Raw genomic sequence first — 2,545 nt, forward strand, 5'->3', positions numbered from 1 at the left:
GAGGTACAGAGCATCGATCTTGCCTAACCGCACCCTGGGGGTCTCCCATCACCCTATCCCCGAGTGGCAATGGCCCGCCATGGAGATGGATTTCAGCGTGGCGGAGGGTGTCGACATGAGCCAGCTTGGCAAGGGTCAGACCCTGCATCTGCAAGTGGAGCAGGAGGGGACGAGTACCGCATCACCACCATACATCTGGAGAAATCCAGCACGTCCCCCTCGACCGACCAGGTAGATAAAGAGGCCGACAAGGCGCCCCGGGATGAGATGGAAGGGATGGATCACAGCCAGCACGATATGGGAGCCAAGCCATGATCCCTGCCATTATTCGCTGGTCCATTGGCAACCGCTTCCTGGTGCTGCTGCTGACCGCCATGCTCACCGCCTGGGGACTCTGGTCGGTCAAGCAGACCCCGGTCGATGCCTTGCCGGATCTCTCCGACGTCCAGGTGATCATCAAGACCCCCTACCCGGGCCAGGCGCCGCAGGTGGTGGAGGATCAGGTCACCTATCCGCTCACCACGGCCCTGCTCTCGGTACCGGGGGCCACCACGGTGCGGGGCTACTCCTTCTTCGGCGACTCCTTTGTCTATGTGCTGTTCGATGACAAGACGGATCTCTACTGGGCCCGCGCCCGGGTGCTGGAGTACTTGAGTCAGGTGACAGCCAAGCTGCCCCCCTCGGCCAAACCACAGCTAGGCCCGGATGCCACCGGGGTGGGCTGGGTCTATCAGTACGCCCTGCAGGACAAGAGCGGCCAGCATGACCTGGCCCAGCTCACCTCCTTGCAGAACTGGTTTCTCAAGTACGAGTTGCAAACGGTGCCCGGCGTTGCCGAGATAGCCACAGTCGGCGGCATGGTGCGCCAGTATCAGGTGCGGGTCGACCCGGACAAGCTGCGCGCCTACGGCATTCCCCTCTCTCTCATCAAGACCGCTATTGAGCAGGGTAACCAGGAGACGGGAGCCTCCGTCATCGAGATGGCGGAAGCCGAATACATGGTTCGCGCCAGTGGTTACATCCAGGGTGTGGCCGATCTCAAGCAGATCCCGCTCGGCACCCTGGTGCGCGGCGCCCCGCTGCTGCTGGGGGATGTGGCGGACGTGGTCATCGGTCCGCAGATGCGACGCGGCATTGCCGAACTCAACGGCGAAGGTGAAGTCGTGGGGGGAATCGTCGTGATGCGCTACGGCGAGAATGCCCAGCACACCATCGACGGGGTCAAGGCGAGGCTCGCCGATCTGAAAAAGAGCCTGCCAGCCGGGGTGGAGGTGGTCACCGTCTATGACAGATCCGATCTTATCGCGCGTGCCATCGATAACCTCTCCGGCAAGCTGCTGGAGGAGTTCGCGGTGGTAGTGCTGGTCTGCTTCGCCTTCCTGTTCCACCTGAGATCCTCGCTGGTGGTGGTGATCACCCTGCCCATCGCCATTCTGGTGGCCTTCATCATCATGCACTTGCAGGGGATCAACGCCAATATCATGTCCCTTGGGGGCATCGCCATCGCCATCGGCGCCATGGTGGATGGTGCCATCGTCATGATAGAGAATGTCCACAAACACCTGGAGAAGACCCGGCTCACCGACCAGAACCGCTGGCAGGTGATAGCCCAGGCCAGCATAGAAGTGGGACCCGCCATCTTCTTCTCCCTGCTCATCATCACCATGAGCTTCCTGCCGGTGTTTGCCCTGGAGGCCCAGGAGGGACGCATGTTCCATCCCCTCGCTTACACCAAGACCTACGCCATGGCGGCGGCGGCGGCGCTGGCCATCACACTCGTTCCAGTCATGATGGGCTACTTTATCCGCGGCAAGGTGCTGAGCGAGCAGGCCAACCCCCTCAACCGCACTCTGACCCGGGGCTACATTCCACTGCTCAATGCCGTGCTCAATCGCCCCAAGCGCACCCTGGCGCTGGCGCTGGCGGTGACCGTCATCGGCTTCTGGCCGCTGCACTATCTTGGCTCAGAGTTCATACCGCCCCTGGATGAGGGGGACATCATGTACATGCCCACCACCGCGGCCAACATCTCGGTGGGCAAGGCGCGGGAGATCCTGCAGCAGACCGACAAGCTCATTCGCACCGTCCCCGAAGTGCAGAATGTGTTTGGCAAGGCGGGGCGCGCCGACACGGCCACCGACCCCGCCGATCTGGTGATGATGGAGACCAGCGTCCAGCTCAAACCCCGCGACCAGTGGCGCCCCGGCATGACGCCGGAGAAGCTCAAGGAAGAGCTTGATGCGCTCATCCGCTTCCCCGGTCTCACCAACGCCTGGGTTCCCCCTATCAAGACCCGCATCGACATGCTGGCCACCGGTATCAAGACCCCGGTCGGCATCAAGATAGCCGGGCCCGATCTCAAGGTGATCCAGCAGATAGGCCAGCAGCTCGAGCAGATAGTCGGCAAGGTCGAAGGGGCCGCGTCCGTCTATGCCGAGCGGGTGGCGGAGGCCGTTACGTCAAGGTCGACATCGACCGGCTCGAAGGCCGCTCGCTATGGCCTGAGCATCGCCGACGTGCAAGGGGCTCTCGCCACCGCGGTGGG

General features: G+C 62.7%; 1 protein-coding gene and 1 pseudogene. Both read left to right on the top strand.

The annotated features are described in order from the left end of the window. Window positions 1-315, top strand: a pseudogene (locus G113_RS19785) (copper-binding protein); the annotation flags it as partial. Beyond that, on the top strand, window positions 312-2,545 hold a 2,234-nt coding region (locus G113_RS19790; protein WP_005913005.1), incomplete at its 3' end, for an efflux RND transporter permease subunit. The pseudogene G113_RS19785 and the gene G113_RS19790, both read left to right, overlap by 4 nt.

Source organism: Aeromonas molluscorum 848 (assembly GCF_000388115.1).
In the GTDB taxonomy this organism is placed as follows: Bacteria; Pseudomonadota; Gammaproteobacteria; order Enterobacterales; family Aeromonadaceae; genus Aeromonas; species Aeromonas molluscorum.